The organism is Saccharococcus sp. Marseille-Q5394, assembly GCF_946901335.1.
Classification (GTDB): domain Bacteria; phylum Bacillota; class Bacilli; order Bacillales_A; family Planococcaceae; genus Sporosarcina; species Sporosarcina luteola_C.
In genome coordinates this window covers 632915-652302 of sequence record NZ_CAMPPQ010000002.1, presented here as the reverse complement: position 1 = coordinate 652302, position 19388 = coordinate 632915, and the positions used below count along the sequence as shown (strand labels likewise).

Here is a 19388-nt window from a genome sequence, read left to right as displayed (position 1 = left end):
TCTTTTAGTCATGACTTCTTTTTCATTCGTTCCGCCACTTGTCGTGATTGTGGGTTTTCTTCGTTTTGTAGTTGCTCAATGATGTTTGCATAATCCATTTCATTTCGGTTCTGGCTTAATTTATAGGCAGCCTGGGCCTCCTCCACCTTTATCTTGAATCCAACAATGCCTTTCAGTTCACTTTCAAGAAGCTTCGGGGAAAGTGTTTCCCATAACACTGGTTTTTCGCGATGTCCCTCATATTTTACAAGCATCCTCTTCAAGTCTTCTACTAATTCTTCTCTTGGTAGAATGCTCGCCTTCCCGTAAAGATGGACTGATTGGTAATTCCACGTCGGAACATTTTCACTCGAGTACCACGAAGAAGAAACATACGCATGTGGCCCCTGAAACATGACAAGGGCTTCCTCGCACGTTTCAAGCGTCCTCCACTGCGGATTGCCATAAGCCATATGCCCTGTAATATACCAATCATCGTCTTTTTCACGAAACCCGAAAGGCAAATGCGTCGCAATCGGTCTCCCCTTTTTCGTCGTCACAAGCGTTCCAAAGGAATTTCCCTGGATGAACCCCTTGATTTCCTCGACATCAGTAACCTTAAAGTTTTTTGGAATATACATAGAAAAATCCCTCATTTCTCTTGTTAATTATTCCAAATTTCCGTCATTTACACAAGGCATAATTGGTTGGTCGACATCAGTTGGTTGGTGCCTAATTGATTGGTGCCTGTGCGTTAACCAATTATGACTATTCACCAATAATTATATTAATGCAAAAAGAAATCAACCCACTATTGAATCGGTTGATTTCTTCATTTTTTTTATGCAATTGTAGTGTATAGTCTGATTAGTTTGTTGCACAGGCACTGGAACTATTCAGAAAGTATCTATGATGGATTTGCCTTTCTCTCTACTATCCCCGTGAAGTTTTTTCTATAGGAGAACAAGAGATAACCAATAGCAAGGACAAGCAGGACGGCTAGTGGAAGTAATGAATGATCGAGAAATAGATGGAGTAAAAGAATATTGGTGACAATCGGAGCTAATATTGCAATAGCCAATGGGACGAATCGGTTTGATAAAAGTAGAATTCCACATATGATTTCTAATGATTTTTCTGTAATCAACAGATATTTGAATTGAAATAATGCCATTGCTTCTGGGCTTGTTGCGATAAACGGCTCCCACCCGAAGATCACGAAATAGCCATTGATGCCCGCGACTAAAAACATGACACCCAAAAAGATCCTGCTACAATGCAATGCCATCTTCGCCAAATCGCCCAGCTCCTTTTTCCTCATTCTCTTCTATCCTACGAAAAGCGAGCACGTAAAATGAAGTGAAATCCAGCATTACTTCATTTCTACGCCAACGCCAAGGAACCGGATGGTGAGTATAAACCAATTACCCGTTAGCTCGGCATCCATGGTTCCGTTCATTTTTTCAACGAGTTTCTTGGATAGATAAAGGCCTAACCCGCTTGCTTCGGTGTTCGTCCGACTCGACACTTCCGTATAGAAACGCGTGAATACTTTTTCCACGGCCACTTTACTCTCAGCCTTCACGTCATTTTTTATGATGAAAACAAGATCGTCACCTTCATTCCGATAGCTGATCACCGCTTTGCTCTTCGCATATCGAAGGATGTTTTGAGCGATGTTTTGGAGGACGCGGATGAGCATGAACTTATCAGCAATGATGTGCGTGTCTTGCAGTTGTTCCGGAAACTCGAGTTCTATCTGCTGTTCTTCAAATTGTTCATAAAATGAAAGGAAGATTTCCTCGACAACGACCGAGAGCGAAATGGAGGCTAATGCCATTTCCTTTTGGTTCGTCTCAATTCGTGCCAAGTCATAGAAGTGGTCTGTCATGTCGATTAATCGTTTGACGGATTGCTCGATGATTTTCACATAATGCACCCTCTTTGTTTCATCCCGCGTCTCATTTAACAGCTGCACATAGCCGTTGATAGACGTCAGTGGCGTCCGCAAATCATGGGATAGCCCGGCGATGGATAACTTCACATTCTCTTCCATTTGCTTCGCTTGACGGTTTTTCCCTTCAAATGCATCGATCATATGATTCAGTTCATCGACCAATTGCATCAATTCCTTCTCGCGGAAATCGAATGAAAGCCGACTGCCAAAACTAGCGTGCTTCGGAATCTCTTTCACCTGCTGCCTCAATTTCCGCAGTTCCCGCTTGACGAAGTACATATAAAAAAGAAGCGCGACTGTCAAGAAAGCAAAAACCAATGCCCACATAACAACTCACGCCCCTCTTCGTTAATCAAATTTGAAGCCTATGCCCCATATTGTTTTAATATAGTTTGTCTCATTACCATTAAGCTTATTTCTCAAATTGCTGATGTGCATATTAATCGTTTTATCGCCATCAAAGTATGGTTCATTCCAGACGCTTTCATAAATATTAGCACGACTGAATACCTTCTTCGGATTCTCGAGGAATAGAAGGAGGATTGCATATTCACGCCCTGTTAAATGGAGCGTTTCGCCATTGACCTTCACTTCGCGTGTATCTACATTCACATTGATTTCATTATAATGGATCTCTTTCATTCCACTGAAGGAAGCCTTCGCTGCATGGCGCAATTGGATGTTAATCCGGACAAGCAGCTCCTGTACATCGAACGGTTTTGTAATATAATCATCCGCCCCATTCGACAAAAGTTCCAGTTTCGATTGTTGGTCATTTTTTGCTGAAATAACCATGACCGGAACGGTTGAATTCTGCCTGATTTCCTGAAGAAACTCTTCCCCGTTCATCCCTGGGAGCATCAGATCCAAGAGGACAACATCCACTTCGCTTTGTTCAAACAACAGTTTCCCTTCAGTCCCTGAATACGCACTCAATGTGTCAAATCCGTTCAACGTCAATGCTTCCTTGATCAGCGAATGAATGGCATTATCATCTTCTATAATTAATATCGTTGCCATCGCTATCGACCTACTTTATATCCGTTCGTGTAAATAAAAGAATTCCTACTGCTGATGATAGCACAATCGTAACGACGCTGACTAAAATCATCTCAGGGTATTGGGTCACAGTCTCTGGTTGGGCAAAATCCCAGTAAAATAGAAACGTTTGCGAGAACCAGTTTGTCATATGCTGAAAATGTTCGGTTTGTTGGAACAGTGACGGAAGAAATCCTGTTGCAATCGTATAAAGAAAACTCCAGATCAATGAAAAACTGCTGTTTTTCGTTAGAAAGCTAATCATCACGTAGATCGATACACTAGACAATAGTAATAAGGTGAGCGTACCGAATGTTTTTAAAGAATAACTCGTATAATTTGTAATCTCCGCGATGCCACCGAAGCCGAAAGCGATTGAATAGCTGATCATACCAATTAGCGTCAGCCCAATGACACTGACGATGGAAACGGATGCAGCGACAGCAAGTTTAGTTAAATAATAATGCGTGCGGCTCCGACCTAACGACAACGCATTGCGGATTGTTCCATTATGGAACTCTTCACCAATTAAAAAACTAATAAAAGCGCTTAATACAAGCAAAATTGTGAGGCCGTTCTTTTTAATCATTAAAATTGCTGTCGCTCCATTGATAACTGTCTCAATGATTTGGACAGGCTCTTTCCCATTTAGCACCTCGAAATGAAAACTGACGGCTTGCATAATCGGCAGGAAGAACAGAATACCGAGGACAATATATAATTTTTTTCTACGAAAGAGCTTTATTCTTTCAGCTGCTAACAGATTAAGCATGAGGAATCCCTCCTGTTACTTGTAAGAAATAATCTTCAAGTTTTTGTCGTGACGTGCCGATGCGTGAAACGTCCACATCCCCTACGACCAATGCGCGGTTGATGGCAGCTACATCGTCCAGCTTTTCATAAATATTGATTTCCGTTCCATTGATCACTTCGTAGTCTTTGATTCCAAGCTGATCGAGGATGACGACTGCTTTTTGCGCGTCATTCGTTTTTAATTCAATGAATTGGCGAGCTTCACGCGCCAGCTCTTCCTTCGATAGTTCACTAATAATTTTCCCGTCATGCAAAATACCGTAATGGGTCGCAATCTGTGAAAGTTCATCCAATAAGTGACTCGAAAGTAAGACGGTCATTCCGCGCTCCGTCACGAGCCGTTGAATGATTTCGCGCATTTCGACAATCCCTGACGGATCGAGACCGTTCGTCGGCTCGTCTAAAATAAGGAACTCAGGATTTGTCATCAGTGTCGAAGCGATTGCCAAACGTTGGCGCATACCTAACGAGAAGTTCTTTGCTTTCTTCTTGCCGGTATGACTGAGGTTCATTAAATGAAGCAACTCGTCAATATTCCGTTCACTGACCCCACCATTTGCCGCTTGGACTTTTAAATTCTGACGCGCCGTCAATTCTGGATAAAGAGCTGGTGTTTCAATGGACTGCCCCATTTTTCTTCGTGCTTGCTGCAATCCTTTCGCACTCGTTTCACCAAGTAGTTCGATATTCCCTTCGTCGATTGTAATCAATCCCATAATCGTACGCATGAATGTCGACTTCCCCGCACCGTTCTCCCCAATTAACCCGTAAATCATCCCTCGTTTTATTTCAATCGAAACTTTATCGAGCACTTTTTGTTTCCCATATATCTTAGATACATTCGTCGCTTTTAAAATAGTTTCAGACATACACGATCATCCTTTCAATACTGATAATCTAAGAATAAACGGCAAGTATAAATAATTCGACCGGAAAAGTATAAAGAAAGTGTAAAGAACCTTTCACGGTGCCTGTGCACCACACATTTATGACAATTCACCTTAAGTAATATAAATGCAAGAAGAAGCCAACCAAATGTTGATATGGTTGACTTCTTCATTTATTTTATACAATTGCAGTGCATTATCTGAATAGTGTGCCGCACAGCCACCCACACAATTATCATTTCACGTGCAACTCTCCCGGTATAAGCTTCCGCTTTGTCCAGACTAACGATGTCAGCAAAATCAGTTCAAATAAGTTGGTAATCACATTGCTTCCAACGTCAAGCGGGACGGCACTGCCGATTGTCATGATGACTACACCTATGAAAAACACGGCCCATCCTGTCTTCTTCCATAACACTCCACCGGCAATGAGCATAGCTATAGTGACGAAAAGAATCATAATGGGAGGACCACTTGGCGGATCTACTGATCCATAGCTGACAACCCCATATTCATTTTCAACTTGTAATCGTAGGTCTGCAGTGACAAATATGATTTCGAGTATGATGGCGGCAATAGTGTAGAGGATGGAAAGAATCGTTACCCACGTTTTTCTTGCCCATGAAACGCCGCTTTCGCGCAACGTTCCTATAGAGTAGAGCACAAGTAATGGTGTAACAATGGCATGCGCCCAAAACCTAACTGTATTTAATTTTTCTAAGAGAGCTCCTTCTCCTATCCAGTGACCAATCGCTAAAATCCCGTTGTCATAGATAAGCGCTATGACGACAAGGTAGACAACACTCGTCCACTTGCTAACCTCTTGTGCATTGATACCTTTAAATCCCCAAATGAGTAACGCGATATAAGCGAAGGTAAATAGCATATAAAGTATCTGATCCATAGCTGGCTCCTTTGTTGGTTTAATTTGTTTTTCCCATATCAGTCAGTTGTTAACCTCATTCCATGACACCCCAAACTCGATTCCTGTTTAAATAGTTCGCGTAGAGGGAAAAATACTTCTACAATATGACCGAGGTGATGTGTAATGAAACAAGAAGAAATAGAAACATTAAGAGAGTTAATCAAAGACATTGATACAGCAATGCTCACTACGCTATCTGAAGAAGGGCTTGTTTCTCGCCCTATGAAAACACAAGAAGTTGAGTTTGATGGTGACTTGTGGTTTTTCACGAAGAAGGAAACCAATAAATATGAAGAAATTTCACATGACCAAGATGTGAATGTGGCTTATGCAGGTAAGTCCTATGTTTCCGTACGTGGAAGAGCAGAAGTCGTTGAGGATATAAACAAGAAAAAGGAATTATGGAGCAAAGCTTATGAGAAAATAATGCAAACTTCTTATGATGATCCTAACCTTGTCTTGATAAAGGTGAAAGCGGAAGCTGCCGAATACTGGGAAACTGGCAATTTGACGAAGAAAATCGCCTTTTTCTATAAACGCATGACAGGGCAAAGTTCTAAATCAACAGATGTGAATGAAACGATTGAATTGAAGAAATGACAACTAAATGGATTGTCTCGTTCAAGGGACAATCCATTTTGCTATGTTGATGTGGTGCATATATGTCGAAAATACAATCCGATTTATTTTCTGATTGCAATCAATGTACGACGCAAAAACATTTACACATACTGATTCACAATAGCCAATAGATGCTCCCTGCTTTCCATAGTCACATTTTCAGTTAATCTTGCTCCCGCGATAATCGGTGACCATTGCAATATTTCTTCTTTCGCCAATCCACTTTTTTCACAATACAACCGTAAATAGAGTTCCGCCACATCAATTGATCGTTCTGAATACAGTAGATACGTCCGGCAAACATCAGCGCGAATATCTCCCGCACTCGCATCCACCCAATCGATAATTGTCACTTTACCGCCTGACATTATTAAATTTAATAAATGAAAATCTCCATGGCAAAGCCTGTTTTCATATGTCATTGAATTTAACTTTTTCATCAATATTTCTTTTTGAAATGCATCCAAAGAAGAATCCTCGAGTTGCCGTAGTAGTTTTTCGGACATCGGCTCAAGTGATTCCGCGCGCATCTCGTGAATTTTCTGCTGGATGTCAATGGAAAGCCCAATGTAATACTCCGCTCGCTCCATGTCCTCAAAAAACAACTCCCCGATTGTCTTCCCTTCGATATACTCCATGATGATCGCTTGTTTCCCATCAATCTTCGTGACATCTAAAATTTTAGGAACAGGAAGTCCGCATGCATATGCAAACCGTTGTTTATTCGCCTCGTAAGCAGATTCGGTATCCGGCAAGTGATCTTTAAATACTTTGACGATTTTATTATCGTAAAGATTAATTACAGCGGTATTCCCTTCTCCAATTAGATTCCCTACTATCATTTAATATCTCCTATATACGTTAATGATTTCCCGTGATCACTTTATGAAATCATCTAACGTCTGTTTTATGCGGTATAAGCTCTCGACCGATTGCGCTAGCGGAAACCGGCTTCTTCCCGATCTCCCTCGCCCACACCGACAGCTGCCCGATATGATGAATTTCATGTGCAATGATATGCCGCATTACCTCGCCCCAAGCATCTGTCACAATCCTGCCATCGGGCAACTTACTCTGAAGCAGATTATGCTCCATGCTCTCCTCCCAATTCCGCACAAACTCCTCCACTTCCGGCTTGAATCGCATATCCAGCTCTCGGATCTTCGCTAGAGTCTTAAAGTCTTCAAAGCTCTCTAGGGGAGCGGGCTTTCCTTCCAACACCCGGATCCAACTCCATTCTACGTCGATTATGTGGAACAGCGTCTCTAGAATGCAGCCAACTCCGCCAGTTCGGGTGCGGAGAAGCTCTGCCTCCTCCACCTCTTCACACCAGCGATACCAATCCTCTCTAACTTGCCAGTTATACGCAAATAATGTCTTCATAAGGCATGCTCCAGATTAGTTGATTCGTTTTTCAACACCGAGAACACCCGTGCATCATGCGATTGTCCGTTTTGGAAGAGATAGCTGCGCAGGATTCCCTCTTGTATAAAACCATGCTTTTCTAACAGCCCAATGGAAGCAACATTATCCAAGAACGTGACAGCTCCCATTCGGTGCAGACCCAACTCTGTGAATGAATAGTCCAATACCGCCCTTAATGCCTCCGATGTCATTCCGGTTCGCCAAAAATCAGGGTGGATCTCAAAGCCGATTTCCGCCCGTTTCATTCCTTTCGAGAGGTTATTTAAGCCGATCGTACCAGCGAAACGGTTGTCTTCCTTCCGAATCATGGCCCACCTAATACTGTGACTCGATAAAAAGGAATTCCTAATATGCTCTACCAGCTTTTCCGCCTGCGTCAATTTAGTCATCGGATCCATTCCGTAATATTGGAGGACTGCAGGATTTGAGAAGTTATTGAATATCCCTTGGGCATGCTCCTTATTCACTTCTACCAGATGTAGCCGTTCTGTTACTAGTTCAGGAAATATCATGTCGGCAACTCCTTTTGCTTTTATTTAGAATAGCACAACTCTTCCAATTGTCATTAAGAGATTCTTTGCGTCATCCGGTGCCTGTGCACGTGTATTATCTGAATCCAACTTTCCGGCACCCATAACCCGCACGGAAAACAGCCGTTGTCAATAACATAGAGAAAGGCTTGCTTACTAAAGGAGAGAGACCATGAATTTCACGACAACACTTCCATCGCATCCACAGTACATCCACCGAGTTTTCAATAGATGGCATCCTACAAAAAAGCTATTGTTCATGGCATTGATGGCTGCACTCACGGCCATTCTGCAATCAGCCGGTGGATTGCTGCCCCCAATTGGATTTGCTATCAGCCCCTTTGCCACTGCTTCTATTATGATCGCCACCCTACTGTCCTTACGCTCTGGCATCTTCGCCTACACAGTCACAATTCTCCTGCTGTTCTTACTACAACCTAGCGAGTTAATCATCTTCCCCTTTACAACAGGATTACTAGGCCTCGGGTTAGGATGGACGCTCCGCAAACTGAATAAGCTTCCGAAAGTAGTCCTGACGAATGGTCTTCTATTAACGATCGGCATCAGCGTCCCCCTGTACGCACTAGGCTTCCCTGTACTTGGCCCAACCGTCTCATCAGCAATCAACCCGCTCACCTTGCTCCTAATTTTCACCTTCTCCCTGCTCTACAGTTGGATCTGGACGGAACTCAGTCTCTTCACCCTCCGCAAAATCAAACCAATTCTCAATGCGCTGCCCCCTCTTTAAGCGGTGCACTTTTATCCGGTGCATTTTTTACGGTGCCTGTGCATCACACATTTATGACAATTCCACATTTTTCATATAAATACAGAAAGAAGCCAACGAAATCTTGATAACGTTGGCTTCTTGGTTTTATTTTATCCAATTGTAGTGTATTATCTGAATAGCGTGCTGCACAGGCACCGGAAAGATTCTGAAAACTACACCCTAAAAGATTATGAAACCATTATTCCACTACGCCACATGCGATGCGGTCACCGGAATCGCCGGATGGCTGGGTTTTTCCATCGTCAGCTTCTGCATGGATGATGAGGGCTGTGCCGCCTTCATGGTATAGTGAGTTTTCCTCTCCGGCCAGTAGTGTGAGGTTTTCAACGAAGAATTCCTCCTTCACTGTTCCATCCGGACCGACTTCGAGGTTCGGTAAATCGCCGGCATGAGGCCCTTCCTCATGGTCGAGTCCATGGCTTGCTCCCGTCGGATTGAAATGTCCGCCTGCCGATTCAAAGTCAGGCGCTTCACAAATCCCTTTTTCATGGAAATGAAAACCGTGAGTACCTTCAGACAAATTCTCTGCTTCCACCATGATCCGTAATGCGTCTTCTTCCTCGGTCAATTCGGCCGTTCCCACCGGCTTTCCGTTGCCATCCATCAGATTGACAGTAAGGGACGGCAATTTATCGTCTTCGACTAAATCCACTTCAGCCGAGTCGGTAGTATTTTCCTTATTGACCGTAGCAGCCGAGTCATCCTTCTCATCGGCGCATGCTGCGAAAACAAAAGCACAGGCGAGAATCATCATGATCCATAACCCTTTTTTCATGTCCACACGCTCCCTCCAGTAAAGTATTGACATCTATACAATTCACTATTTTCCGTGTAGTAAACGAAAATCAGGAAAAAGAGCCCTTACCGACCACCTTAAATGGGATGTATTAACAACAATCTAAGTAGGAATTCCCATTAAAAACATAAAAAAGGAACAGGTCCATACTAATGACCTGTTCCTCTTCAATCTATTGATGTTCCTCAATTAATTCCTCACGAGATAGTCAAACGCGCCTAATGAAGCAGTCGCGCCTGAACCCATGGAAATGATGATTTGCTTGAACGGGCTATCCGTGCAGTCTCCCGCAGCAAATACGCCAGGAACGTTCGTTGCGCCGCGATTGTCGACGAGAATTTCGCCGAATCTATTGCGCTCAACCACGTCACCCAACCAGTCCGTATTCGGGACAAGACCAATCTGGACGAATACGCCGGCTAGTTCAACATGCTTTTCTTCGCCTGATTCACGATCAACGTAAGTGATTCCGTTCACTTTATCCGTACCGGTGATCTCTTTCGTTTGAGCATTTGTAACGACAGTGACATTCGACAAGCTGTGCAGACGCTTTTGCAAGACGGAATCAGCTTTCAACTCATCATTGAATTCAAGCACAGTCACATGGTTGACGATCCCTGCAAGGTCAATCGCCGCCTCGACACCGGAGTTCCCGCCGCCTACGACCGCAACGTCTTTTCCTTCAAATAAAGGACCATCACAGTGAGGGCAATACGCAACGCCTTTATTCCTGAATTCCGCCTCGCCAGGAACGCCAATATTACGCCAGCGCGCACCCGTTGAAAGGATGACGGACTTACTTTTCAGTACAGCACCGTTTTCCAATTCGATTTCGATCATATCATTCTTCTCCAAACGCTTCGCGCGCACCAAGTTCATCACGTCGATGTTATAGTCTTTCACGTGCTCTTCAAGGCTAGCAGCTAGTTTGGGTCCTTCCGTGTGACTCACACTAATAAAGTTCTCAATTGCAGCCGTATCCAAAATCTGACCGCCGAAGCGCTCAGCAACAATTCCTGTGCGAATCCCTTTACGAGCCGCATAGATTGCCGCACTCGCACCCGCCGGACCGCCGCCGACAACAAGTACGTCATACGGATCTTTATCAGCAAACTCAGATGCATCCGGGCCGCTTCCAAGTTCAGCAAGGATTTCTTCGATCGTCTTACGGCCGTTCGTGAACGGTTCACCATTCAGGTAAACTGTCGGGACAGCAAGAATGTTTTTACTTTCCACTTCTTCTTTAAACGCCGCGCCGTCAATCATCGTGTGCGTAATGTTAGGATTCAACACGCTCATGAGGTTAAGTGCTTGTACAACTTCAGGGCAGTTTTGACAGCTCAAGCTAATATAGGATTCAAAGTGGAGCTCGTCCTTGATTTTTTTCACTTGCTCGATCACTTTTTCATCCACTTTTGGAGCCCTGCCGCTCACTTGCAATAAAGCAAGGACCAATGAAGTGAATTCATGCCCTAGAGGAATGCCTGCGAAAGTGACGCCCGTATCCTCACCGATGCGATTGACGCTGAAGCTCGGCGTTCTTTCCAACTCCGCGTGCTCCACTTTAATGCGAGATGACATTGTCGCCAGTTCATCCACAAGCTCCGTCATTTCACGAGAAACTTTATCTTCCCCGACGCTCACTTTAAGTAATACATCGCCTTCCATCAACTCTAGATATTGGGCTAATTGTTGTTTTATATCTGCATCTAAAATCATGTAATCTACTCCTTAACTTGTATTTTAACCATAGAAAACTCGGCATGATTGCCTTAAATTTTGAATCAAGAATGCGATGATTCACTTCAAAATCTAAGACAACTGCCGAAAACTTTTCAAAAATAAAGGGAGCCCCTATCCAAGAAAGGAAGGGGCCATCCCCGTTAGCCTGCTATTGGTACTTAAATCTTACCTACAAGGTCAAGGCTAGGCTTAAGTGTTTCTTCGCCCTCTTTCCATTTTGCAGGGCAAACTTCGCCTGGATTGTTGCGCACGTATTGTGCAGCTTTGATTTTGTCGACAAGCGTGCTCGCATCGCGACCAATTCCGCCAGCATTGATTTCAACAGTTTGAACAACACCGTCTGGATCAATGATGAACGTACCGCGATCTGCTAGGCCGGACTCCTCGTCCAATACATCGAAGTTACGGGAAATCGTTTGTGAAGGGTCACCAATCATAATATATTCAAGCTTGCTGATTGTCTCAGAGTGGTCGTGCCAAGCTTTATGCGTGAAGTGCGTGTCAGTTGAAACGGAATAAACTTCAGCACCTAGCTCTTTTAGAGTTGCATATTGGTCTTGAAGATCTCCAAGCTCAGTCGGGCAAACGAATGTGAAGTCTGCTGGGTAGAAGCAAACGATGCTCCATTTCCCTTTTAGGTTGTCATCAGTTACCTCGATGAATTCACCTGTACCGCTATGGTAAGCTTGCGCTCTGAATGGTAGTATTTCTTTTCCGATAAGTGACATAAAAAAATTCCTCCTAATGTGATTTTTCATAGTTAGTCTAGGTTAATTCATTAAAACCTAAACCGCAGCAAGAATTATGTTGTATTCTCAACCGCTTAACTATAATAATTCTAATTACATACTCATTATCATATAGAACTGTACTTTTGTCAACAGATACACTTCCGTCTCCACAAACCCTTCTACATCAATCGTTTTAGGAGCATTCCACCATTATTGATTCCATATTATTTACAAGATAATAAGATTTTTATCCAAACCACCAATTCTCAATTACCTCGACAGGTTATCGTTTATTAACTATTTAAAAGATATTGAATACATATAATATAATAACCCCTTGCAAAGCCCCTTTTACGGTGCCTGTGCGCCACACATTTATGACAATTCAATAAAAGTAATATATATACAGATAGAAGCTAACCGAATTTTGATTTGGTTAGCTTCTCCATTTATTATATGCAATTGTAGTGCATTATCTGAATAGTGTGCTGCACAGGCACCCGAACAATTCCCAAACAATTCGAACCACACATATTCAATCTTCCCTATTGTTAGCGGAATCATAATAGTGTACGATGCATAGTATAAGAACACGAGGTGACAACTATGGAGCCATTGATGGAATCATTCACGACAGAATTACGGAGAGGAACATTGACTCTTGCTGTATTGAGTCAATTGCGGACGCCTCAATATGGATATTCATTAGTCCAGCGTCTTGAAAAGGCAGGCGTAGCCATTGAGCAAAGCACGTTATATCCGCTGCTTCGCCGATTAGAGAAACAAGAACTCTTAACGAGCAGTTGGGATACAACGGAAAGCAGACCCCGGAAGTATTACGTAATTAGTGAGTACGGCAGTAATATTTATGAGCAATTGAAAAAGGAATGGGAAACGATGACAGCGGAACTGAAAACATTATTGGAAGGAGATGAGAATGATGAAACTGATTGTAGCCTATATATATGAAGTAACGCGAAGACTGCCGGAGAAATTACGGGAAGATATTGCCTTGGAACTCAGATCCACGATCGAGGATATGCTGCCCGAGCATTTTTCTGAGGATGAAGTAAAGGAAGCCCTTTCGAAACTAGGCGACCCCGCTCGCCTCGCCGCAAGCTACCGCGACACACCGATGCACTTAATCGGCCCGAAAGTATACGATGCTTATCTATGGACAATGAAAATGATTGTCCCATGGGCAATCTTAATTACCATATTAGTTCATGTCGTTGAAACGATTGTCCTCTTTTCTGGAGAAGAAAGCATACTCTCGGTTGTAATAAAAAGCATTGGAATCATCATCGCAAATATTATACATGTGCTGATCCAGACGTTCTTCTGGGTGACCATCGTATTTATTTTCATTGAAAGAATCGGGTTGGCAAAAAGCAATGGTTCCATCACAACATACGGGTCGGAGTGGACTCCCGAACAATTGAAATATGTTCATGTCATTTCGAAAAAAAAGGTGATTCCAAGGAGTGAGATCATTTTTGGACTTGTCTGGACCGCGATTTGGGTCATTCTTTATTTCAATGCGGACCGACTTGCAGGCGTCTATCGATCAATAGATGGCGAGGGGTTGCAAATGGTAATGCCAGCTCTGAATCAATCGGTATTGATGTCGTATTTGCCGATTGTTTTACCATTTGCTTTGCTCGAAATTGGATTGGCGCTCTTCAAATGGAAAGAACGACAATGGACAATGAAGCTCGTAACGATAAATGCTGTCAGTAAAGTAGTCAGCTTGATCGTTTTCATCGTCATTGCCAGCAACCCTGCCCTCATCAACGACGCGATGATTCCATACTTAGCAAATGTACTAGAAATCAATTCGTCCTCCGTCCAGAATTTCATCGATTGGGCGGTGTGGACGATCATCGCAACCATCATCGTAACCGTGGCCATCGAAATCTACGACAGCTACCGAAAAGCAAAAGCATAATTGTGTCGGTGCCTGTGCACCACACATTTATGACAATTCAACAATAATCATATTCATGCAGAAAGGAGCCGACCAAAGATTGATCTGGTCGGCTCCACCATTTATTTCATGCAATTGTAGTGCATTATCTGAATAGTGTATTACACAGGCACCCGAAAGATTCTAATAACTCTGTATCCTCTTCCCCATTGGCACGGCTTGCAACCTGAGCGCAACGACAACCCCTATGACTGCCCCGCTTACGCTGGAGACGAGGAATGGCGGCATGAAGAAGAAGGCGGTGACTGTCGTTCCCATAAGCACGGCCGCATACGGAACTGCGAAGAGGGATGCAATGACCCCCGTCCCGATGATTTCCCCGAGTGCCGCCAACCACGACTTCCCCGACTGCTTATAGAGCAGCCCGGCAAGCGCGGCGCCGATCATCCCACCCGGAAAGGCGAGCAGTGATCCGGTGCCTGTCAATATGCGCACTAAGCCGGTCATGAAGGCAATAATGACAGCTGGAACCGGCCCTAGCAAGATCGCCGCGATGACATTGACCGCGTGCTGGATCGGGTACGCGCGGGCTATCCCCGCAGGAAACGAGACGAACGCGGATCCCGCCACCGCAATCGCCGTAAACACGGTCATCAGAACAAGCTTCCGCGTATTCATCGCAGCACCCCCCTTTCCCAGCTCCATTTCAATGACACTTCCGCCAGCCGCCTCGCCGCCATTTCAGGGTCAGCAGATGAAGCAATCGCTGAAATGACGGATATTCCGCTCGCTCCCGCCCGGAAGACCGGTTCAGCATTCTCTGCCGTAATGCCTCCGATTCCGACAATCGGCAAGCTAGGATACACCCCCGCGACTTCCTCGATCATCGCTGTACCCGCAACCGGCTTCGCATCAACTTTCGTTATCGTCGGATAGACTGGCCCCATGCCGACATAATCCGCCCCATCCGCAATTGCCTGATTCGCTTCATCTACTGTATGAACGGAAATACCCAAGATCTTTTCAGATCCAATTCTTTTTCGGACGAATCGCGCCTCAACATCGTCCTGGCCGACATGGACGCCGTCCGCGTCAATCTCAACAACAAGATCCACATCATCATTAACGATGAACGGCACTCCATATTGCGCACACAATCGTTGACAGCTCTCTGCAAATGCTTTCTTTTCAATCCCGACGAGTGCACGCGCCCCCTTCTCTCTCAGCTGGAAGCAAGTGATCCCGCCTTTTAAGGCATCTTCCAAAACAGATAGCGGCTTCTCAGCATTTATCGATCCCATAATGAAATAAAGCGTAACGTCAACGTTTTCCAATCAATTCAACATCCTTCCGTTCCACAATGCCCCGATCACGAAATGCCGCATGGTTTGTCGGCCCGTGTCCATTCCCAAGGTAAAGCCCATCTTCAATCGCCGCATGGATAAAGTGTTTTGCGGTAACGACTGCGTCACGCATCGGTGCACCTTTCGCAAGCTCTGCTGTAACAGCAGCGGCGAACGTACAGCCCGTGCCATGCGTGTCTTTCGTTTTGATCCGCTTGCTTCTCATTAGAAAGCACTCGCCATCCGCCGACATGAATAAATCCTCCGCGTCACGGGTATCCATCCGATGCCCCCCTTTCAGCAGAACGGCCCCGGCCCCCATCCGAAGCAATTGATTCGCGGCATTCTCCATATCGTGCATTGACACAATCGTCATTCCCGTCAGCACTTCCGCTTCAGGTATATTGGGCGTCAGAAGGGTCGCCGTCGGAATGAGGCGCTCCTTCAAAGCTGCAATCGCTGCCTCCTGAAGAAGCGAAGCGCCGCCTTTCGCAATCATGACGGGATCAATGACTAAAGGGATCCTTTCATATTGGCTCAATGTATCCGCGACTGCCTCGATAATTTCACCTGAAAACAGCATTCCCGTTTTAGCAGCACCAACTGTGAAATCATTCAGCACTGCATCAATCTGCGCGATGACGATGTCCGTCTCAATCGGTTGAACTGCATGAACGCCAAGCGTATTCTGTGCAGTTACTGCCGTCAATACGGATGTTCCGAACGTGCCAAGCTCCTGGAATGTTTTCAGATCGGCTTGGATCCCTGCCCCGCCGCCACTATCCGAACCTGCAATCGTCAGAGCAACTGAAGTCATTTCACAACCCCCTCTTCAACAATGAATCGGTCGGCATCGATTGCTTCATCGCCCAATTGGTGTAAAGCATTCAGGAAATAAACCGCAAAATCCCCCGGACCCGAAGCTAGTTCAGCCGCTAATTCACCCGCTCTTTTGTAAAAGGCGAGACTGTAAGCAACCGCGTCAATCGGCGAATGTTTACCGACGGACAGGAATGCGGCGGAAACCGCGCTTAACAGGCAGCCCATACCTGTAATTTTACTCATGAGCGGATGCCCTCCTGTGATCCGGATGAGCTTTTCACCATCTGTCACGATGTCGGTCTCGCCGGTAACAGCGACGAGGCAACGGTGGCGGCGAGCCACATCTTTCGCCGCCTCCTCAATATTTGCCGATCCGTCTCCTGCATCGACACCTTTCACTTCCCATTCAACACCCGCAATGGATGCAATTTCACCGGCATTTCCGCGGATAAGCGTAATATCCAATTCCTTCAGAAGTGTAGCGACCGTCTGTTTTCGGAAAGCGGTTGCCCCAGCTCCCACCGGATCCAATACGAGTGGCCGCCCTTTAATAGAAGAAACTTTTCCAGCAGCAATCATTGATTCAACAGCCGAAGGATCTAGCGTCCCGATGTTGAGCAACGTACAGGAGGAAACGGAGGATACATCCGCCGCCTCCTCGATTGCTTCCGCCATGATCGGAGAAGCGCCCAATGCCAGCAGGCCATTCGCTTGAAAGTTTGCAACGACCATATTCGTGATGCAATGAACTAACGGGTTTTGCGTACGCAGTTCTTTCAGCAATGAAAATTGAGCCATTTATACATGCACCCCTTTTGTTTCAAGAGACCATGATTGCTTTGTCCAAGCCATTTCCCAAAACTGCAATTCATAGTGGACGCTTTTAATGAAATGAGCTTTTAATTGTCCGCGTCTTTTATCCGAAAGATCTTCCGTCAATTTATTCAAACGGTCGATCTGTTCACGGGTTGCCTGTTCGAACCATTCAGAACTGTACGTGGCAATCCATTTGTCATAAATCGGGTGGTCCGGTTTCGCGTCCTTCAGCCGCTCGCCGATTTCGTAATACAACCAATAACATGGAAGCAATGCGGACAACGTCGTGGCCAAGTCACCTTCCAACGCCGCCCGGTATAAATGCGAAGTGTACGCATACGCTGTCGGCGCCGGCTCAAAGTTTTCAATGTCCTCATCCGTAACTCCCAACAAGCCAAAGAAACCTTCATGCAATGAAATCTCTGCCCCGCATGTTCCATCCGCATGTTGTGCAAACCGTTGCACCGTCAATAAATCCGTTGCCTGCACTGCTGCCATTGCATGCACTTTCGCAAAGTGCTTCAAATAGTACGAGTCTTGCAGGACATACTGTTTGAACACATCCTCTGGCAAAGTCCCTTCAGCAAGCGCTGCGATGAACGGATGATGGAAGCTTGCCTCCCAAACATCGTCACATTCCTTCCGTACCTCTTCACAAAACGTCATTCCAACCACTCCTTTAAAGTTTTGGAAAACCAAAAAAGCCGCTTCACTCAACACAATCGTTGAAGAAGCGGCTCGCATATCGGCGTAAGATAACCTTTGGAAGACGTGCGACCCACTTCCCTACGCTGGTATGAGCCAGATCAGGTTCGAAGGGTCCGCGTATCGATACACGTCTCAGTCTTTCACAAAGACTCCCCCAGTGGTTAACTCTTTTCAGTTTTCTACTACACTATAACATAGATTACTAGTCATGCAAGGTCTATGTAATATTTGGTAACATATAACGTTAGACCATTCAGACCATTCATTCTACATGTTAATAAAGTAACGGGACATATAAGGTGAGCATAATTTATGCATTTTACTAACTGGAATAAAATGTCTTACAAGGGACAAATCGATTAGTTTTTACCCTCTTTTTAGTCTTTCTTACGCTTTTTTATTATTACAAAGGTTAATATTTCCATGAATACTTGTTAATTGGTTGTCACACTACTGTTATTTACTTTTGTTATTGTTGGTAATGTGCAGATGGGGCACTGCAACCTATCCGAGTGAAACTATTGCAAGGATAATAAAAAACGCTCCAACATCTTGAGAAGGAGGCGGATGTACATAACAACTTACTAAACTGAGTGTTATTTTTCGCTTCATGATCTGGTAGTCGAGTTAAAAAAAAACAAAAAAGGGAGTTTGATCATTCTTGGTTAACGAAACGAATCGTAATGAGAAGAACACGAAAAAGAAAATTTTGCCGTTTGTCATGTCGACGTCAATGCTAACTGCAGCTATTTTTGGAGCTGGCGGTTCAGCTTTAGCAGCTGAAAATGGTGAAAAAGAGTTCAAAAACCACGGTGAAAAAGTTTCCTATTATGCAACAAGCATTCCGGGTTCACCTGAAAAAGGGAAATTCATGCGTACGATTGCAAATAAAAACTTCGTAGCTGCAGAGCCGGGTGAAGATGATACAACAGATGAAGATGACACAGACGCACCTAATAACGATGACGAAGATACAGATGTACCTGTAGATGAAGAAGGTACAGACACACCAGCTGATGAAGAGGAAGTTGATGAAACTCCAGCTGACGAAGAAGTAGTTGAAGAAACTCCAGTTGACGAAGAAGTTGAGGAAACACCAGTTGACGAAGAAGAAGTTGACGAAACTCCAGCTGACGAAGAAGAAGTTGACGAAACTCCAGTTGACGAAGAGGAAGTTGAGGAAACACCAGTTGACGAAGAAGAAGTTGACGAAACTCCAGTTGACGAAGAAGAAGTTGACGAAACTCCAGCTGACGAAGAAGAAGTTGAAGAAACTCCAGCTGACGAAGAAGAAGTTGAAGAAACTCCAGTTGACGAAGATGTAGAAGTACCTGCTGAAGAAGACGAAGCTGTCGACGGAGATCAAGCTGTAGAGTCACCGGTTGACGAAGAAGATTCTAATGAAGCACCTGTAAATGAAGAAGATGCAACAGACGCACCTGCTGAAGAAGATGCTGAAGTAGATGCTGAAGAAACAGAAAAGCCAGCTGACGAGAATATCACTGAAGATACGTCGTCAACTGACCAAGCCGATTCA

23 protein-coding genes and 1 riboswitch are annotated in these 19388 nt (G+C 44.6%); of the genes, 4 read left to right on the top strand and 19 right to left on the bottom strand.

From position 1 onward, the window contains the following. Positions 1-8: 8 nt before the first annotated feature. From OC538_RS13870 to OC538_RS13840, 7 genes are all read right to left on the bottom strand, one after another. The gene (locus OC538_RS13870; protein ID WP_262176401.1) at positions 9-620 is read right to left on the bottom strand and encodes an FMN-binding negative transcriptional regulator; all 612 of its coding nucleotides are present in this window, start codon (positions 618-620) and stop codon (positions 9-11) included. A gap of 266 nt (positions 621-886) precedes the next feature. Then, positions 887-1300: a hypothetical protein gene (locus tag OC538_RS13865; RefSeq protein ID WP_262176398.1), complete on the bottom strand. Its 414-nt coding sequence runs from the start codon at positions 1298-1300 to the stop codon at positions 887-889. A gap of 51 nt (positions 1301-1351) precedes the next feature. Beyond that, on the bottom strand, positions 1352-2263 hold the full coding sequence (locus OC538_RS13860; RefSeq protein ID WP_262176395.1) for a sensor histidine kinase: 912 nt from the start codon (positions 2261-2263) through the stop codon (positions 1352-1354). A gap of 21 nt (positions 2264-2284) precedes the next feature. Beyond that, the gene (locus OC538_RS13855; RefSeq protein ID WP_262176393.1) at positions 2285-2956 is read right to left on the bottom strand and encodes a response regulator transcription factor; all 672 of its coding nucleotides are present in this window, start codon (positions 2954-2956) and stop codon (positions 2285-2287) included. Positions 2957-2966: 10 nt separating this feature from the next. Further along, positions 2967-3746 carry an ABC transporter permease gene (locus OC538_RS13850; RefSeq protein WP_262176390.1) on the bottom strand — a complete coding sequence of 260 codons (780 nt, stop codon included), beginning with the start codon at positions 3744-3746 and terminating at the stop codon, positions 2967-2969. Then, complete coding sequence (locus tag OC538_RS13845; RefSeq protein ID WP_262176387.1) at positions 3739-4656, bottom strand: ATP-binding cassette domain-containing protein; 918 nt, start codon at positions 4654-4656, stop codon at positions 3739-3741. Before OC538_RS13845 ends, OC538_RS13850 begins: the two co-directional genes overlap by 8 nt. Positions 4657-4909: 253 nt before the next feature. Continuing rightward, positions 4910-5578: a phospholipid phosphatase gene (locus tag OC538_RS13840; RefSeq protein WP_262176384.1), complete on the bottom strand. Its 669-nt coding sequence runs from the start codon at positions 5576-5578 to the stop codon at positions 4910-4912. Between the two features lie 144 nt (positions 5579-5722). On the opposite strand from OC538_RS13840, the gene OC538_RS13835 reads away from it, so the two are divergent. Beyond that, a complete protein-coding gene (locus OC538_RS13835) occupies positions 5723-6199 on the top strand; it encodes a pyridoxamine 5'-phosphate oxidase family protein (RefSeq protein ID WP_262176381.1) in 477 nt (158 codons plus the stop codon). Between the two features lie 122 nt (positions 6200-6321). Here OC538_RS13835 and OC538_RS13830 read toward each other — a convergent pair whose 3' ends face one another. The 3 genes from OC538_RS13830 to OC538_RS13820 are packed head-to-tail and all read right to left on the bottom strand — an operon-like array spanning position 6322 to position 8157. Then, on the bottom strand, positions 6322-7062 hold the full coding sequence (locus OC538_RS13830; protein ID WP_262176379.1) for a phosphotransferase family protein: 741 nt from the start codon (positions 7060-7062) through the stop codon (positions 6322-6324). 49 nt (positions 7063-7111) lie between these two features. Continuing rightward, positions 7112-7603 (bottom strand): DinB family protein, encoded by a 492-nt coding sequence (locus OC538_RS13825; protein WP_251696004.1) that lies wholly within the window; start codon positions 7601-7603, stop codon positions 7112-7114. Continuing rightward, positions 7600-8157, bottom strand: coding sequence for a GNAT family N-acetyltransferase (locus OC538_RS13820; protein WP_262176375.1), 558 nt, complete (start codon positions 8155-8157; stop codon positions 7600-7602). The genes OC538_RS13825 and OC538_RS13820 overlap by 4 nt, the downstream gene beginning before the upstream one ends. Before the next feature lie 190 nt (positions 8158-8347). Here OC538_RS13820 and OC538_RS13815 point away from each other — a divergent pair, with 190 nt between their 5' ends. Then, entirely contained in the window at positions 8348-8923 is a 576-nt protein-coding gene (locus tag OC538_RS13815; protein ID WP_262176373.1) for a hypothetical protein, read from the top strand. A gap of 220 nt (positions 8924-9143) precedes the next feature. Here OC538_RS13815 and OC538_RS13810 read toward each other — a convergent pair whose 3' ends face one another. The 3 genes from OC538_RS13810 to ahpC all read right to left on the bottom strand — a co-directional run bounded on the left by OC538_RS13810 (position 9144) and on the right by ahpC (position 12232). Next, the gene (locus tag OC538_RS13810; protein ID WP_262176371.1) at positions 9144-9740 is read right to left on the bottom strand and encodes a superoxide dismutase family protein; all 597 of its coding nucleotides are present in this window, start codon (positions 9738-9740) and stop codon (positions 9144-9146) included. Positions 9741-9950: 210 nt separating this feature from the next. Then, positions 9951-11480: an alkyl hydroperoxide reductase subunit F gene (gene ahpF, locus OC538_RS13805; protein ID WP_262176369.1), complete on the bottom strand. Its 1530-nt coding sequence runs from the start codon at positions 11478-11480 to the stop codon at positions 9951-9953. A gap of 182 nt (positions 11481-11662) precedes the next feature. Next, positions 11663-12232, bottom strand: coding sequence for an alkyl hydroperoxide reductase subunit C (ahpC, locus tag OC538_RS13800; RefSeq protein WP_251695994.1), 570 nt, complete (start codon positions 12230-12232; stop codon positions 11663-11665). A 609-nt stretch (positions 12233-12841) separates the two neighbouring features. Here ahpC and OC538_RS13795 point away from each other — a divergent pair. Both OC538_RS13795 and OC538_RS13790 read left to right on the top strand, forming a co-directional pair. Next, positions 12842-13204 carry a PadR family transcriptional regulator gene (locus OC538_RS13795; protein WP_262176365.1) on the top strand — a complete coding sequence of 121 codons (363 nt, stop codon included), beginning with the start codon at positions 12842-12844 and terminating at the stop codon, positions 13202-13204. Beyond that, positions 13176-14183 (top strand): HAAS signaling domain-containing protein, encoded by a 1008-nt coding sequence (locus tag OC538_RS13790; protein ID WP_262176362.1) that lies wholly within the window; start codon positions 13176-13178, stop codon positions 14181-14183. The genes OC538_RS13795 and OC538_RS13790 overlap by 29 nt, the downstream gene beginning before the upstream one ends. Positions 14184-14345: 162 nt before the next feature. Here OC538_RS13790 and thiW read toward each other — a convergent pair whose 3' ends face one another. From thiW to OC538_RS17985, 6 genes are all read right to left on the bottom strand, one after another. Next, positions 14346-14840, bottom strand: a complete 495-nt coding sequence (gene thiW / locus OC538_RS13785; RefSeq protein ID WP_262176358.1) for an energy coupling factor transporter S component ThiW — start codon at positions 14838-14840, stop codon at positions 14346-14348. Then, positions 14837-15463, bottom strand: coding sequence for a thiamine phosphate synthase (gene thiE, locus OC538_RS13780; RefSeq protein WP_262177814.1), 627 nt, complete (start codon positions 15461-15463; stop codon positions 14837-14839). Before thiE ends, thiW begins: the two co-directional genes overlap by 4 nt. A gap of 19 nt (positions 15464-15482) precedes the next feature. After that, on the bottom strand, positions 15483-16322 hold the full coding sequence (thiD, locus tag OC538_RS13775) for a bifunctional hydroxymethylpyrimidine kinase/phosphomethylpyrimidine kinase (RefSeq protein WP_262176355.1): 840 nt from the start codon (positions 16320-16322) through the stop codon (positions 15483-15485). Beyond that, positions 16319-17125: a hydroxyethylthiazole kinase gene (gene thiM, locus OC538_RS13770; protein WP_262176351.1), complete on the bottom strand. Its 807-nt coding sequence runs from the start codon at positions 17123-17125 to the stop codon at positions 16319-16321. The genes thiD and thiM overlap by 4 nt, the downstream gene beginning before the upstream one ends. After that, positions 17126-17809: a thiaminase II gene (tenA, locus tag OC538_RS13765; RefSeq protein ID WP_262176350.1), complete on the bottom strand. Its 684-nt coding sequence runs from the start codon at positions 17807-17809 to the stop codon at positions 17126-17128. Positions 17810-17909: 100 nt separating this feature from the next. Beyond that, a riboswitch (TPP riboswitch) is annotated at positions 17910-18017 on the bottom strand. 787 nt (positions 18018-18804) lie between these two features. Next, entirely contained in the window at positions 18805-19230 is a 426-nt protein-coding gene (locus tag OC538_RS17985; RefSeq protein ID WP_410055887.1) for a pentapeptide repeat-containing protein, read from the bottom strand. Positions 19231-19388: the final 158 nt, after the last annotated feature.

Bases quoted from the DNA above. Each gene is read 5' to 3' on its own strand.
- OC538_RS13870 (WP_262176401.1), bottom strand. From the start codon at position 620: ATGTATATTCCAAAAAACTTTAAGGTTACTGATGTCGAGGAAATCAAG.
- OC538_RS13865 (WP_262176398.1), bottom strand. From the start codon at position 1,300: ATGAGGAAAAAGGAGCTGGGCGATTTGGCGAAGATGGCATTGCATTGT.
- OC538_RS13860 (WP_262176395.1), bottom strand. From the start codon at position 2,263: ATGTGGGCATTGGTTTTTGCTTTCTTGACAGTCGCGCTTCTTTTTTAT.
- OC538_RS13855 (WP_262176393.1), bottom strand. From the start codon at position 2,956: ATGGCAACGATATTAATTATAGAAGATGATAATGCCATTCATTCGCTG.
- OC538_RS13850 (WP_262176390.1), bottom strand. From the start codon at position 3,746: ATGCTTAATCTGTTAGCAGCTGAAAGAATAAAGCTCTTTCGTAGAAAA.
- OC538_RS13845 (WP_262176387.1), bottom strand. From the start codon at position 4,656: ATGTCTGAAACTATTTTAAAAGCGACGAATGTATCTAAGATATATGGG.
- OC538_RS13840 (WP_262176384.1), bottom strand. From the start codon at position 5,578: ATGGATCAGATACTTTATATGCTATTTACCTTCGCTTATATCGCGTTA.
- OC538_RS13835 (WP_262176381.1), top strand. From the start codon at position 5,723: ATGAAACAAGAAGAAATAGAAACATTAAGAGAGTTAATCAAAGACATT.
- OC538_RS13830 (WP_262176379.1), bottom strand. From the start codon at position 7,062: ATGATAGTAGGGAATCTAATTGGAGAAGGGAATACCGCTGTAATTAAT.
- OC538_RS13825 (WP_251696004.1), bottom strand. From the start codon at position 7,603: ATGAAGACATTATTTGCGTATAACTGGCAAGTTAGAGAGGATTGGTAT.
- OC538_RS13820 (WP_262176375.1), bottom strand. From the start codon at position 8,157: ATGATATTTCCTGAACTAGTAACAGAACGGCTACATCTGGTAGAAGTG.
- OC538_RS13815 (WP_262176373.1), top strand. From the start codon at position 8,348: ATGAATTTCACGACAACACTTCCATCGCATCCACAGTACATCCACCGA.
- OC538_RS13810 (WP_262176371.1), bottom strand. From the start codon at position 9,740: ATGAAAAAAGGGTTATGGATCATGATGATTCTCGCCTGTGCTTTTGTT.
- ahpF (WP_262176369.1), bottom strand. From the start codon at position 11,480: ATGATTTTAGATGCAGATATAAAACAACAATTAGCCCAATATCTAGAG.
- ahpC (WP_251695994.1), bottom strand. From the start codon at position 12,232: ATGTCACTTATCGGAAAAGAAATACTACCATTCAGAGCGCAAGCTTAC.
- OC538_RS13795 (WP_262176365.1), top strand. From the start codon at position 12,842: ATGGAGCCATTGATGGAATCATTCACGACAGAATTACGGAGAGGAACA.
- OC538_RS13790 (WP_262176362.1), top strand. From the start codon at position 13,176: ATGAAACTGATTGTAGCCTATATATATGAAGTAACGCGAAGACTGCCG.
- thiW (WP_262176358.1), bottom strand. From the start codon at position 14,840: ATGAATACGCGGAAGCTTGTTCTGATGACCGTGTTTACGGCGATTGCG.
- thiE (WP_262177814.1), bottom strand. From the start codon at position 15,463: ATGGGATCGATAAATGCTGAGAAGCCGCTATCTGTTTTGGAAGATGCC.
- thiD (WP_262176355.1), bottom strand. From the start codon at position 16,322: ATGACTTCAGTTGCTCTGACGATTGCAGGTTCGGATAGTGGCGGCGGG.
- thiM (WP_262176351.1), bottom strand. From the start codon at position 17,125: ATGGCTCAATTTTCATTGCTGAAAGAACTGCGTACGCAAAACCCGTTA.
- tenA (WP_262176350.1), bottom strand. From the start codon at position 17,809: ATGACGTTTTGTGAAGAGGTACGGAAGGAATGTGACGATGTTTGGGAG.